The sequence below is a fragment of the Ruegeria sp. AI2 genome (assembly GCF_056541275.1).
In genome coordinates this window covers 595,300-608,379 of record NZ_JBQFYB010000001.1, presented here as the reverse complement: position 1 = coordinate 608,379, position 13,080 = coordinate 595,300, and the positions used below count along the sequence as shown (strand labels likewise).

Here is a 13,080-nt window from a genome sequence, read left to right as displayed (position 1 = left end):
CTTCACGCAAGACACAGTGACGGCCTAAATGAACCACATGGAACGCAAAAACATCATTTTAGTCGGCGCGCCGATGGACGCCGGAAAACGGCGTCAGGGTTGCCGAATGGGTCCTGATGCATATCGCGTGGCTGGGCTGGATCAGGCCTTGGCCGATCTTGGTCACTCCGTTTGCGATTGGGGCGACGTGCAACCTGGAAAAACGGACCTGCCCGAGCATCCGCACCTGTTCGCGCTGCCCGAATGCGTCGGATGGACGCAAGCGCTGAGCAAGACCGCACTGACAGCAGCTAAACAGGGCATTCCAATCTTCATGGGCGGCGATCACGCATTGTCCATGGGAACCGTGACCGGGATGGCCGCCTATGCTGCTAAGGTCGACCGCCCACTGTTCGTTCTGTGGCTGGATGCCCATAGTGACTTTCACACCCCCGACAGCTCAGACAGCGGCAACCTGCATGGCACACCTGTCGCCTATTTCACAGGAAGGTCGGGTTTCGAGGCGCTTCCGCCCTTACCCGCTGTCGTCCCAACCGATCGAGTCGGCATGATCGGCCTGCGCTCTGTCGACCCGGCGGAACGTTTGGCGCTGGAACAGGACCGCGCCATGCTGGCCGACATGCGCAGCATTGACGAACATGGGATCAAGGCGCCGTTGCTGGCGTTCCTGGATCGCGTGAAAGCCGAAAACGCTCTTCTCCACGTCTCGTTGGATGTTGATTTCCTGGATCCGGCCATTGCCCCTGCCGTCGGCACAACTGTTCCCGGCGGTGCGACCGAGCGCGAGGCTCATCTGGTCATGGAACTGCTGCATGAAAGCGGACTGGTCAGTTCGCTGGATCTTGTCGAACTGAACCCGTTCCTGGATGAACGTGGCCGCACCGCAAAACTGATGGTCGATCTGGCCGCCTCACTTATGGGCCGTCGCATCTTTGACCGCCCCACCCGGAGTTTCTGATGACCCAACCTTCTGAAAAGGCGCTCGTGCCTTTTGTGTCCGTCGACAACATGATGCGGCTGATTCACCACATAGGTGTCGAACAGATGATCGTACAGATCGCCGATCAAATCGAATCCGATTTCAAACGGTGGGAAAGCTTTGACAAGACCCCGCGCATTCCGGCGCATTCTCCCCACGGTGTGATTGAACTGATGCCCACCTCGGATGGGGAGGCATATGGGTTCAAATACGTGAACGGCCATCCCAAAAACACCTCCGAGGGTCTGCAAACAGTGACCGCATTCGGATTGCTGGCGGATGTTTACACTGGGTACCCCACCCTTCTGACCGAAATGACCATGCTGACGGCGTTGCGCACGGCGGCAACGTCTGCTCTGGTCGGGCGCTATCTTGCCCCAAAGAATGCCACCACCATGGCCATGATCGGCAATGGGGCGCAGTCCGAGTTTCAATGCCTCGCTTTCAAGGCAATGTGCGGGATCGACACTGTCCGGCTTTACGATACCGATCCCGGTGCAACAGCGAAATGCACCGCAAACCTGCAAGGCAAAGGCCTGACGGTCATCCCATGCAAGACACCGGAAGACGCTATTGAAGGCGCTCAGATCATCACCACCTGCACGGCCGACAAGAAATATGCCACCATACTCACCGACAACATGGTCGGCCCCGGCGTCCACATCAACGCCATCGGTGGCGATTGTCCCGGCAAGACTGAATTGCATCGGGATATCCTGCTGCGCTCGGACATCTTTGTCGAATACCCCGAGCAAACCCGGATCGAGGGCGAGATTCAAGCGCTGGATGCTGATCATCCCGTGACCGAGATGTGGCAGGTTATGACCGGAGCTGCCAAAGGGCGCACAGACGACCGCCAAATCACCCTGTTCGACAGTGTTGGCTTCGCGATCGAAGATTTCTCAGCCCTACGCTATGTCAAGCAGGCGATCAAAGGCACTGCATTCTTTGAGCCACTGGACATGTTGGCCGACCCGGACGATCCGCGCGACCTGTTCGGAATGCTGATGCGGGCCGGTTAGGCGCGCCTAAGGGGGCTCTGCCCCCGCCACCCGTGCCGGGCGCCTCCCCCGGGATATTTATTGGCCAGATGAAGCAGGGGATCCGTTCTTCATCTGGCTCTAAATATCCCGGAGCGCGAGGCAGAGCCTCGCATCCTACCTACCCCGCAAGAGATGGCAGGTAGAGTACAATACCAGGAAATGCCACAAGCATTGCTATGGTCAGGGCGTCGGCCACGAAAAAGGGTGTCACACCCCTGAAGACATCCTGAACACTCAAATCCGGGCGCACCCCGGCGACGACAAAGCAATTCAACCCAATCGGCGGCGTAATCAGGCAAAACTCGGCCATCTTGACGACCAGAATTCCAAACCAAATCGCGCACATCGGCCCGGACATGCCAAACGCACTGTCTGCAGCACTGACCGTTTCACCACCGTTCAGCGCCATGACCGCCGGATAAACAACAGGCAAGGTCAAAAGAAGCATTCCTATCGCATCCATGAACATGCCAAGCACCGCGTAAGCCAGCAGAATGCAGATCAGGATCATCATGGGTGACATTTCAAGGCTGGTTATCCAGTCTGAAAAGGCGCCGGGAAGATCTGCGAACCCTAGAAACCGCACATAGATCAGAACGCCCCAGATGATCGAAAAGATCATTGCGGTAAGCTTGGCCGTCTCCAGCAGCGCGGATTTGAACTCGCTCCAACGCATCCCGTGAAACAGGGCGAAGCAGAAGACAATGAAAGCGCCGATTGCGCCGCCTTCCGTCGGCGTGCCCCACGCTTTTTCACCAAATGGGTTATAGACAAAGCAGATGATGATCAGGATGACGGCGACAATAGGAATGGCTCCGGGAAGGGCCGAAAAGCGCTGTTTCCATGTAAAGCCTGTGACCGGGGGACCGACGGATTTGAAAATCACGGCGATCCCGACAATCAGCACGGCATAGATGATCGCGGAAAACGCACCCGGAATGAACCCCGCCAAAAGTAGCTTCCCGACATCCTGCTCGACGATGATCGCGTAGATCACCAGAATGGCCGATGGTGGGATCAACGAGGCCAGCGTTCCTCCGGCGGCCACCACACCGGCAGCAAAGCGTTTGTTGTAGCCGACCTTCAGCATTTCCGGGATCGCGATACGGGCGAAGACGGCAGAGGTGGCAACCGAGGCACCCGAAACCGCGGCGAAACCGGCGGTGGCGAATACGGTTGAAACCGCCAACCCTCCGGGGACCCATGCGACCCAGCGTTTGGCAGCTTCAAACAACGCCCGCGTGAGACCTGCGTAATAAGCCAAATACCCGATCAGGATAAAGGTCGGGATCAGGCTAAGAGTATGAGAGGCAACTTTGGAATGCGGCACTTGCCCGGCGGTTTTGACCGCAACAGTCAGCGCTTTACCGAACCGCGCCGGATCATACCCAAACTTGGCCCAAAAAATCCAAACAAGTCCAATTAGCCCGGCCAAGCCCGCAGCAAAGGCCACGCGCATGCCGACCACGACAAAGATCAGAAGCCCGCCCGTGACCCAGAGGCCAATTTCAATCGTGTCCATAAATCAGTCCTGCCCTTCGAACTGTTCGGCCTCAGCCGCTGCTTGTGCTGCCGCGTCCTGTATCAACGGAACGGCGACCGGAGCTTCCAATCCCAGCCATAGTGCGCGGCCATATCCCCAGACCTGCAAGGCAAGCCGCAGGCACAGAACGGAAAACGCGATGGGGGCCAGTAGTTTCGCGGGCCACAACGGAATTCCGATATCAATGGAACTGTCCCGGCTCCAAAATGGTGCGCCCAAATCAAAGGATCGGTCGAAGTGAGACCAGCTGCCCCAAACTAGCGCAAGCATCAGAAGCAGGATCAAAACCACCGAGACCAGTTCGAAAAGCCACAACCATCTGCCGTGAAGGCGTGACAAAACGATGTCCATGCGGATGTGGCCACCGTCGCGTTGAACATAAGAAATGCCAAGAAATGCGATCAATGGCATCGCCTGTTCGATCCAGTCAACATAACCTGGCAATGGGGCATTCAGGGCATTGCGCCCACTGACCGAGATAACGGCCAGGACCATCAGGCCAAATACTGCCAAACCACTGATGAGCGCGAGAAAACGCTCCAGTTTCAACAACTGCTGATCCAGCTGGCTCAGACGGCTTCCGTCCACCAGCACTGTGGCCTGTCCTGCCATTCCAGTATTCCCCAATATTGGTGTACCGGGTGCCTGGCAGGCACCCGGGTTCAGGATCAGTTGCCGCCGCGCTGTTGCGTCAGCGTCATCTGCACGAGATCATAAAGATCCTGCGCTGGCAGCCCCTGTGCCGTCATGTCCGCGATCCACTTTTCACGGATCGGATCGGCTGCCTTGGTGCGGAACTCCGCGATCACGGCATCGTCGATCATGACTTTCTGCACACCCTTTTCTTGCAGAACGCTGTCCCATTGTTCGAGCAATCCGCCATAATTCGCGAGGTAGTGTGCGATGGCTTCATCAATCGAGCTATCCAGCGCCTCGCGATGCGCGGCTGGCAGAGCCTCGTAGGCGTCAATGTTGACCACGACCGGGCAGTTTACCGTTCCGGGGTTCAGGTTTGCCGTCCACCAGTCGGCTTCGTTGATTGTCCCGAAAGACAGATGTGCGTGCTGGGCAAAGGCCACGGTGTCGACGACACCGGATTCCATGGCATTGAATGCCTCGGTTGCCGGGACCGAAGTCGGAACACCTCCGACCGCCTCGAAGGCTTGCCCCAAACCGCCAGTTGCACGGACCCGCATTCCGTCAAAATCAGCCAGTTCATCGCGCGGCTCGCCAGTGCCGACCAGATTATACTGCGGCATCGGTGAGGTCATGATGATGCGGGCGTTCCATTGCGCCATCTCATCCTTGACTGCGGGGTGGTCATAAACCGCATGACTGACCGCCACCTCCTCCTGCAGGTTGTTCACGCCGAGAAAAGGCAGCTCCAGAACGGTAATCGCGCGGTTTTTGTCGCGGTGGTAACCTGCACAGAACTGAGCCATCTCGAAGGCGCCGATTTCAATGCCGTCCAGATTTTCGCGCGGCTTGGACAACCCGCCATAGCTGACATTGATGGTGAATTCACCACCGGTTTTTTCGCTAACAAGTTCGGCCAGTTTTTCAACATGTTCGGTGAAGGCTCGACGCTTGCCCCAGACCGATGCGTTCCACTCAGTAGCAAAAGCTTCACCGACAAAGGCAAAGCTCAGGGCGGCGACAGCGGCGCCGCTCAACATCTTTTTCATCATTTGATCTCCCATTGATGCGCCTCCTCCCGAGGCGCTTGAGGATCAAGCTAGCGCCAACATTCTACTGTGCCAACCCTGCCTTGGTTTTCCGCTGGTATCAGAAGCAGTTCCCGCTTGGATTGCGCATGTAGAAAAACCCGACATTCGTGGACTGACACCTACTTGTGTTAGGAACTGCAAGTAGGACATGTGTTACACCTATCCATATATTTTAAATGGATTTTTACGGAATTAGTGCGTTTTCTTTACTAGATATGGTCGCAGTTAGAAATTTCTTTACAAATAAATTCAGGGATTCCGGCAATTTATTTATTTATTTTCAGAACTCGGTAATATTCGAACTCGGGGAGGAACGGGATCGACATTGCCGGACCAAGTGGCAAAAAATGTCCCAACGCAATCCAGTCCAGAGGGAGGAGCCTCAAAAATGACCACCGCTGCCCAGGCAGATGCCAAGACCTATCCGCCATCCGCAGAAACCGTCGCCCGTGCGCATGTTGATGCCGAAAAATATGCCGACATGTACGCCGCTTCGATCAGTGACCCCGACGCATTCTGGGGCGAGCAAGGCAAGCGCGTTGACTGGATCAAACCCTTCACCCAGGTCAAAGACGTTAACTACGATTTCGGTTCGGTTAAAATAAACTGGTATGCTGATGGCACCTTGAATGTCTCGGCCAACTGTCTGGATCGCCACCTGAAAACCCGCGGTGATCAAACGGCAATCATCTGGGAACCGGACGATCCAAATGACCCGGCTCAGCATATCTCTTACGCGGAACTGCACCGCCGCACCTGCCGCATGGCAAACATCCTAGAATCTTTGGGTGTGCGCAAAGGCGACCGCGTCGTCATTTATCTGCCGATGATCCCCGAGGCCGCTTATGCCATGTTGGCCTGTGCGCGGATCGGCGCGATTCACTCTATTGTTTTTGCGGGCTTCTCGCCGGACGCGCTGGCTGCCCGGATCAATGGCTGTGACGCCAAGGTTGTGATCACCGCGGACGAGGCTCCGCGTGGTGGGCGTAAAACGCCGCTGAAATCCAATGCCGACACGGCGCTGCTGCACTGCAAGGATACGGTCAAGTGCCTTGTCGTCAAACGGACCGGTGGCCAGACCACCTGGATCGACGGTCGTGACTTTGACTACAACGAAATGGCCCTTGAGGCGGACGACTACTGCGCGCCTGCCGAAATGAGCGCCGAAGATCCGTTGTTCATTCTCTACACCTCTGGCTCGACCGGTCAGCCAAAAGGCGTTGTTCACACAACCGGCGGCTATCTGGTTTACGCCGCAATGACGCATGAGATCACCTTCGATTATCACGAAGGTGACGTGTATTGGTGTACTGCGGATGTGGGCTGGGTGACCGGCCACAGCTATATCGTCTATGGCCCCCTGGCCAATGGTGCGACCACGCTGATGTTTGAAGGCGTTCCAACTTTCCCCGACGCGTCGCGCTTCTGGCAGGTTTGCGAAAAACACAAGGTGAACCAGTTCTACACCGCGCCCACAGCGATCCGCGCCCTGATGGGTCAGGGCAAAGAGTTTGTCGAGAAATGCGACCTCAGCGATCTGCGCACTCTGGGAACCGTGGGTGAGCCGATCAACCCCGAAGCCTGGAACTGGTACAACGAAGTGGTCGGCAAGGGCAAATGTCCCATCGTGGATACATGGTGGCAGACGGAAACCGGCGGTCACCTGATGACCCCCCTGCCCGGCGCCCATGCAATGAAGCCCGGATCGGCAATGAAGCCGTTCTTTGGCATCGAACCAGTGGTGTTGGATCCGCAGTCCGGCGTCGAGATCGAAGGCAATGGTGTCGAGGGTGTGCTCTGCATCAAAGACAGCTGGCCCGGCCAGATGCGCACCGTCTGGGGTGATCATGAGCGGTTCGAAAAGACCTATTTCTCGGATTACAAGGGCTACTACTTCACTGGTGATGGCTGCCGTCGCGATGAGGATGGCGACTACTGGATTACCGGGCGCGTGGACGATGTGATCAACGTGTCCGGCCACCGCATGGGAACGGCCGAGGTGGAAAGCGCACTGGTAGCACACGCCGCCGTCGCAGAAGCCGCTGTTGTCGGATATCCTCATGAAATCAAGGGGCAAGGCATCTATTGCTATGTCACTTTGATGAATGACCGTGAACCAAGCGAAGAGCTCCGCAAGGAGTTGCGCACCTGGGTCCGGACCGAGATCGGACCGATCGCCAGCCCCGATGTGATCCAGTGGGCCCCGGGCCTGCCCAAAACACGCTCGGGCAAGATCATGCGTCGCATCCTGCGCAAGATTGCCGAAAACGATTTCGGTTCGCTGGGTGACACTTCGACACTGGCCGACCCGTCGGTGGTCGAAGACCTGATCGAAAACCGCGCGGGCAAGTGAGGATGTGATGGACGCTGCTACGATCACCACACCCGCAGTACTTATCCTTCTCGGCCCTCCGGGCGCCGGGAAGGGCACGCAGGCCCGGATGCTGGAAGAGAAATTCGGACTTGTTCAACTCAGCACGGGTGACCTGCTGCGCGAAGCCGTTGCCGCAGGCACCGACGCAGGAAAAGCCGCCAAAGCCGTGATGGAAGCCGGTGATCTGGTCAGTGACGAGATCGTCATTGCGATCCTGCGCGACCGTATGGCGCAACCGGATTGCGCCAAGGGTGTCATTCTGGATGGGTTCCCCCGCACAACGGTTCAGGCCGAGGCACTGGACGGTCTGCTTGCGTCCAATGACCAGAAGATCAACGCAGCAATCAGCCTGGAAGTGGAAGATGCCGAAATGGTGATCCGCATCTCGGGCCGCTACACCTGCGCGGGCTGCGGTGAAGGGTACCACGACCAGTTTAAGAAGCCTGCCGAAGACGGTAAGTGCGACAAGTGCGGCAGCACCGAATTCAAGCGCCGCGCGGATGACAACGCTGAAACCGTGGCTTCGCGTCTGGCAGCTTATCATGCGCAGACCGCGCCGCTGATCACCTATTACGACGGTCACGGTGTTCTGAAACGCATCAATGCCATGGGCAGGATCGAACATATCGCGGGCGATCTCGAAGGGATCGTCAGCGACGTGATGAGTTAAGGGGAGGAGATAAGCCGCAAGGCTTTGATCCTAAAAAGAATACTTCAAAAGACCGCTGCGGCGGACTGGTGGAGTTTTGCCTGACACCACACGGTGTTGGGCATTGTCGAGAAGCGGACCGACGCACTGGAGGAGTTGGGCACCGGGCCGCCAAACGAGGAAGCGAAGGAGGAACCCGCAATGGCGGATCAATCTACAAACTCCGCGCAGGCAGCCGAAGCCGACAAGGGCTATTGGCAGGCCAACCTGCGCCTCATCTACATCAGCCTCGTGATCTGGGCGCTGGTGTCATTTGGATTCGGCATCCTGCTGCGTCCGCTGCTGTCGGGCATCGCCGTCGGTGGTACTGATCTGGGCTTTTGGTTCGCTCAGCAAGGATCGATCCTGGTCTTTCTGGTGCTGATCTTCAACTACGCCTGGCGCATGAACAAGCTGGACGCCGAACACGGCGTGGATGAAGAGTAAGGGAGAGCGGGGATAATGGATCAGTTTACCATCAACCTGCTGTTTGTCGGCGCATCCTTTGCGCTGTACATCGGCATCGCGATCTGGGCCCGCGCGGGTTCCACATCAGAGTTCTACGCCGCCGGTCGCGGCGTGCACCCGGTCACCAACGGTATGGCGACAGCGGCAGACTGGATGTCTGCGGCCTCGTTCATCTCGATGGCGGGCCTGATTGCCTTTACCGGCTATGACAACTCGACCTTCCTGATGGGATGGACGGGTGGCTACGTGCTGTTGGCCCTGCTGCTTGCGCCTTACCTGCGGAAGTTCGGCAAGTTCACCGTATCGGAGTTCATCGGCGACCGCTTCTACAGCCAGACAGCACGCATCGTTGCGGTGATCTGTCTGATTGTTGCATCGGTGACCTACGTTATCGGTCAGATGACCGGTGTTGGGGTTGCCTTTGGCCGCTTCTTGGAAGTGTCGAACACCACCGGGCTGTTGATCGGTGCAGGCGTTGTGTTTGCCTATGCGGTGTTCGGAGGGATGAAGGGCGTGACCTATACACAGGTCGCTCAGTACTGCGTGCTGATCACCGCCTACACCATCCCTGCCATCTTTATCTCGCTACAGCTGACCGGCACTCCGATTCCGGCGCTGGGTCTGTTTGGCGACACCGCAAGCGGCGTACCGCTGCTGACCAAGCTGGATGGCATCGTGTCCGAACTTGGTTTCGCGGAATACACAGCGCACCACTCGGACACACTGAATATGGTGCTGTTCACGTTGTCGCTGATGATCGGTACTGCCGGTCTGCCCCACGTCATCATGCGGTTTTTCACTGTTCCCAAAGTCGCTGACGCACGCTGGTCTGCTGGTTGGGCGCTGGTCTTTATCGCTCTTCTGTACCTGACTGCTCCGGCCGTAGGTGCGATGGCTCGTCTCAACATCACCGAAATGATGTGGCCCAATGGCGGCATCGAAGGTGGTGCCGTTACAGTCGAACAGATCGACAACGATGCACGGTACGACTGGATGGCCACATGGCAAAAAACCGGTCTGCTGGATTGGGAAGACAAGAACGGCGACGGCAAGATTCAGTACTACAACGACAAGTCTGAATCGATGCAGGCTATTGCGGAAGAAAAAGGCTGGGTCGGTAACGAACTGACCAAGTTCAACCGTGACATCCTGGTTCTGGCCAACCCCGAGATTGCGAACCTTCCAGGTTGGGTGATCGGTCTGGTCGCTGCAGGCGGTCTTGCAGCTGCTCTGTCGACAGCTGCTGGTCTGCTGCTAGCGATTTCGTCGGCCGTGTCCCACGACTTGATCAAGGGCGCGATCAACCCGCAAATCTCGGAAAAAGGTGAACTGATGTCAGCCCGTGTCGCGATGGCCGTAGCCATTATGGTTGCAACCTATCTGGGCCTGAACCCTCCGGGTTTTGCGGCGCAGACTGTTGCTCTCGCGTTCGGCTTGGCAGCGGCATCGATCTTCCCGGCATTGATGATGGGGATCTTCTCGACCCGCATCAACAACACCGGTGCGGTCGCGGGTATGCTGGCGGGTCTGGTCGTTACACTGGTCTACATCTTCCTGCATAAGGGCTGGCTGTTCATTCCGGACACCAACTCGTTCACCGATGCCGACCCGCTGCTGGGTACGATCAAGTCAACCTCGTTCGGTGCAATCGGTGCCATGGTCAACTTCGCTGTCGCCTATGTTGTGGCTGGCATGACCAAGGAAACTCCTCAGGAGATCAAGGAACTGGTCGAAAGCGTTCGCATTCCCCGTGGTGCGGGTGCAGCTCAGAACAAGTGAGCATGATGCGGTCGTTGGCTCTTGCCTTCGACCGCGTCTTTCGATCCACTACTCCCGCCCGGCATACCACTGGGCGGGATTTTTTCACCAGAACACCGGAGACATCAGATGCCCCTGTCCCACGATGAAATCGCCCGGTTTCTGAAATCCGTTCATCCCTATGACGCGTTACCGGCTGATGCCCTGGATCAGATCGTAAAACAGATCGAGGTCTGGGAAGTCGAGGAAGACACCTCGGTCTATGAACTGGGTCATGCGCTTCCCGGTGTGTTCGTGATCTATGAAGGACAGGTTGAAATCACCGATGAGAATGGTGCCGTTGTCTCTCAACTGGGTTTGCGCAATTCTTTTGGAGAGCGCGGGCTGCTGAAAGACGGCAAGGCAGCCACCAAGGCGCGTGCGCACACTCCGTCGGTCCTGATTGTTTTGCCACCGGATCTGGTGCGCGAGTTGATCGACGGTCACGATGTGGTCGCCAAGTTCTTCAACCGCACACGCGGCGACAGAAGTGGCCCGCAAAGCCTTGCGACCAGTTCCATTGATATTCTGATGGCACATAACCCGGCCACCTGCCCCGCGGATACGCCTGTTCAGAAAGCGGCGCAGATCATGCGCGACAAGCACATCTCGTCGCTGTGCATCACGGACGGCGACACGTTGCAGGGCATCGCAACGCTGCGGGATATCTCGGGCAAATACGTTGCGGACGGACTACCTCCGTCCACGCCAATTTCCGAGATCATGACCGCGAACCCCGTCACCCTGTCACCCGGCGACATCGGTTCCGACGTTCTGCACATCATGATGGAACGCGGCATCGGCCACGTCCCGATTTCCGAGGGCGGTCGGCTGGTCGGTATCGTCACACAAACCGACCTGACACATTATCAGGCCGTGAACTCGGCCGAACTGGTGCGACGCATCGCTCAGGCAAATACCGCCGAAGATATGGCGCGGGTAACGGCGGAAATCCCACAGCTGCTGGTGCAACTGGTTGCAGGCGGGAACCGGCACGAAATCGTCACGCGCCTAATCACCGATATTGCTGACACGGTTACCCGGCGCTTTCTGGCCCTTGCTGAACAGAAACTGGGCCCGCCCCCTGTGCCGTATCTGTGGCTGGCCTGCGGCTCGCAAGGTCGGCAGGAGCAGACAGGCGTGTCGGATCAGGACAACTGCCTGATGCTGGATGACGGCGTGACCGATGCGGATATGGAGTACTTTGCAAAGCTGGCCAAGTTTGTGTCGGACGGGCTGGATACCTGTGGCTATTTCTATTGCCCCGGCGACATGATGGCGACCAATCCGCGCTGGTGTCAGCCGGTGCGTGTCTGGCGCGACTATTTCAAGGGATGGATCGCCAAACCGAACCCCGAAGCGCAGATGCTGGCCTCGGTCATGTTTGACTTGCGTCCGATTGGCGGCGCGTTCGACCTGTTCGCCGACCTGCAGGCCGACACATTGGCGGCGGCCAGGTCCAATTCGATCTTCGTCGCACATATGATCTCGAACTCGTTGAAACACACCCCGCCGCTGGGGTTGCTGCGTGGGTTTGCAACCATCCGGTCGGGCGAACACCGCAATACGCTGGATCTGAAACACAATGGAGTTGTTCCGGTCGTGGATCTGGCACGGATCTACGCCTTGCAAGGCGAACTGCCCGAGGCCAATACGCGAGCCCGCCTTAAAGCGGCTGAGGCCAATGGCGTTCTCAGCGCGTCGGGCGCACGCGATTTACTGGACGCCTATGATCTGATCGCTGAAACCCGGCTTGAACACCAGGTCCAGCTGGTTAAATCGGGCAAGAAACCAGACAACTATCTGCCACCTTCCGATCTTTCGGACTTTGAGCGAAGTCATCTTCGTGACGCCTTCGTTGTGGTAAAAACGATGCAATCGGCGGTCGGCCACGGCAAGGGAATGCTGGGCTGACACGTATCTGAAGAACGGAGTGACACGATGTTTCTGGAATTGATCGGCACTGTTTTTGCGGGCTTCGCATTTGCGGGCATCGTACTTGTGCTGAACAAGCTGACCGGAGGGCGGTTGCCAAAATGGGTTACTCCGGTCGCGGCGGGTTTGGGGATGATCGCTGTGACAATTTCCAGCGAGTATTCCTGGTATGACCGCACGCGCGAACAGCTTCCCGAGGAAATGGCAATCGTACAAGAGGTTGAAAGCCGCGCCCTCTACCGCCCGTGGACCTACGCCATGCCCTTCGTCGACCGCTTTGCCGCCATCGACACCGTGTCGGTGCGTACAAACGAAAACGTGCCAGATCAACGGCTTGTCGATCTTTACTTCTTCGGCCGCTGGGCCCCGGTTTCAAAACTGCCCGTAGCCGTAAACTGTGCCGAGAATCGTCGCGCCAACCTTGCAGACGGCGCTGAGTTTTCTGATGACGGACGTCTGCTGAATGCAGACTGGATATCTGCCGGGCCTGCCGACCCCATCATCGACGCCACCTGCGGGGTTTGAC

Annotated in this window: 11 protein-coding genes; 8 read left to right on the top strand and 3 right to left on the bottom strand. The window is 57.5% G+C overall.

The window, feature by feature from the left end:
• Nucleotides 1-37: 37 nt before the first annotated feature.
• Together rocF and ACR0LL_RS03000 are read left to right on the top strand one after the other, a co-directional pair.
• Entirely contained in the window at nucleotides 38-958 is a 921-nt protein-coding gene (gene rocF, locus ACR0LL_RS03005) for an arginase (RefSeq protein ID WP_480583833.1), read from the top strand.
• On the top strand, nucleotides 958-2,001 hold the full coding sequence (locus ACR0LL_RS03000) for an ornithine cyclodeaminase (RefSeq protein WP_480565115.1): 1,044 nt from the start codon (nucleotides 958-960) through the stop codon (nucleotides 1,999-2,001). The genes rocF and ACR0LL_RS03000 overlap by 1 nt, the downstream gene beginning before the upstream one ends.
• Before the next feature lie 139 nt (nucleotides 2,002-2,140).
• Here ACR0LL_RS03000 and ACR0LL_RS02995 read toward each other — a convergent pair whose 3' ends face one another.
• From ACR0LL_RS02995 to ACR0LL_RS02985, 3 genes are read right to left on the bottom strand one after another with little or no spacing between them, the layout of a single operon-like run.
• Complete coding sequence (locus ACR0LL_RS02995) at nucleotides 2,141-3,544, bottom strand: TRAP transporter large permease (protein ID WP_480583830.1); 1,404 nt, start codon at nucleotides 3,542-3,544, stop codon at nucleotides 2,141-2,143.
• A gap of 3 nt (nucleotides 3,545-3,547) precedes the next feature.
• A complete protein-coding gene (locus ACR0LL_RS02990) occupies nucleotides 3,548-4,177 on the bottom strand; it encodes a TRAP transporter small permease (RefSeq protein WP_480583827.1) in 630 nt (209 codons plus the stop codon).
• A 56-nt stretch (nucleotides 4,178-4,233) separates the two neighbouring features.
• Entirely contained in the window at nucleotides 4,234-5,250 is a 1,017-nt protein-coding gene (locus tag ACR0LL_RS02985) for a C4-dicarboxylate TRAP transporter substrate-binding protein (RefSeq protein ID WP_480583824.1), read from the bottom strand.
• A gap of 430 nt (nucleotides 5,251-5,680) precedes the next feature.
• Between ACR0LL_RS02985 and acs the strand changes: the two genes are divergently transcribed.
• The 6 genes from acs (at nucleotide 5,681) to ACR0LL_RS02955 (ending at nucleotide 13,079) form a co-directional block, all read left to right on the top strand.
• Entirely contained in the window at nucleotides 5,681-7,645 is a 1,965-nt protein-coding gene (acs, locus tag ACR0LL_RS02980) for an acetate--CoA ligase (protein WP_480583821.1), read from the top strand.
• Nucleotides 7,646-7,652: 7 nt separating this feature from the next.
• A complete protein-coding gene (locus ACR0LL_RS02975; RefSeq protein WP_480583818.1) occupies nucleotides 7,653-8,336 on the top strand; it encodes an adenylate kinase in 684 nt (227 codons plus the stop codon).
• A gap of 180 nt (nucleotides 8,337-8,516) precedes the next feature.
• Nucleotides 8,517-8,801, top strand: a complete 285-nt coding sequence (locus tag ACR0LL_RS02970; protein WP_209504901.1) for a DUF4212 domain-containing protein — start codon at nucleotides 8,517-8,519, stop codon at nucleotides 8,799-8,801.
• A 15-nt stretch (nucleotides 8,802-8,816) separates the two neighbouring features.
• Nucleotides 8,817-10,601 carry a sodium:solute symporter family protein gene (locus ACR0LL_RS02965; RefSeq protein WP_480583816.1) on the top strand — a complete coding sequence of 595 codons (1,785 nt, stop codon included), beginning with the start codon at nucleotides 8,817-8,819 and terminating at the stop codon, nucleotides 10,599-10,601.
• A 108-nt stretch (nucleotides 10,602-10,709) separates the two neighbouring features.
• Nucleotides 10,710-12,533, top strand: a complete 1,824-nt coding sequence (locus ACR0LL_RS02960) for a putative nucleotidyltransferase substrate binding domain-containing protein (RefSeq protein ID WP_480583813.1) — start codon at nucleotides 10,710-10,712, stop codon at nucleotides 12,531-12,533.
• Nucleotides 12,534-12,560: 27 nt separating this feature from the next.
• On the top strand, nucleotides 12,561-13,079 hold the full coding sequence (locus ACR0LL_RS02955; protein ID WP_267364034.1) for a hypothetical protein: 519 nt from the start codon (nucleotides 12,561-12,563) through the stop codon (nucleotides 13,077-13,079).
• Nucleotide 13,080 lies beyond the last annotated feature (1 nt).